Genomic DNA, 950 nt, shown 5'->3' on the forward strand with positions numbered 1-950 from the left:
CGCCCGTCGCGCCGTTACCCCAGGGTACGGCGTCGGGAGCGGAGGCCGGGCGGTCCTGCGATCCCGACGTCACGCTCACGTGTGACCAGGGGGAGCGGGTCCGGCTCCGCCGCGGGCGCCAGGGTGGTCCGCCGACCGGTGGGCCCACGAACCGCCTGCGCGGCATCCGCCGCGCCCGACCGAGAGGTGATCGCAGGCCATGGCCGTCGTCACCATGAAGCAGCTGCTCGACAGCGGCGTGCACTTCGGGCACCAGACCCGTCGCTGGAACCCGAAGATGAAGCGCTACATCCTCACCGAGCGCAACGGCATCTACATCATCGACCTCCAGCAGACGCTGTCGTACATCGACCGCGCCTACGAGTTCGTGCGCGAGACCGTCGCGCACGGCGGGACGATCATGTTCGTCGGCACCAAGAAGCAGGCCCAGGAGGTCATCGCCGAGGAGGCGGCACGGGTCAACATGCCGTACGTCAACCAGCGCTGGCTGGGCGGCATGCTCACCAACTTCCAGACCGTCCACCGTCGCCTGCAGCGCCTCAAGGAGCTCGAGGCGATGGAGCAGAACGGTGGCTTCGAGGGCCGCTCGAAGCGCGAGATCCTCACGCTGACCCGTGAGAAGGACAAGCTCGAGAAGACCCTCGGCGGTATTCGCGACATGTCCAAGGTCCCGTCCGCCGTCTGGATCGTGGACACCAAGAAGGAGCACATCGCCGTCGGCGAGGCCCGGAAGCTCAAGATCCCGGTCGTCTCCATCCTGGACACGAACTGCGACCCGGACGAGGTCGACTTCCCGATCCCGGGCAACGACGACGCGATCCGCTCGGCCGCGCTGTTGACCAAGGTCATCGCCAAGGCCGCCGCCGACGGTCTGGTCTCCCGTGGCCAGCGCCGGGGCGAGGGTGGCGAGGCCGCCGCCGAGCAGCCGCTCGCCGAGTGGGAGCAGGACG

At 68.9% G+C, this 950-nt stretch carries 1 protein-coding gene; it reads left to right on the forward strand.

The window, feature by feature from the left end; translation table 11 throughout:
• Nucleotides 1-199 precede the first annotated feature (199 nt).
• A partial coding sequence (gene rpsB / locus DBV35_RS29020) for a 30S ribosomal protein S2 (protein ID WP_108663914.1) occupies nucleotides 200-950 on the forward strand: 751 nt, incomplete at its 3' end.

It is taken from the genome of Acuticoccus kandeliae (genome assembly GCF_003073115.1).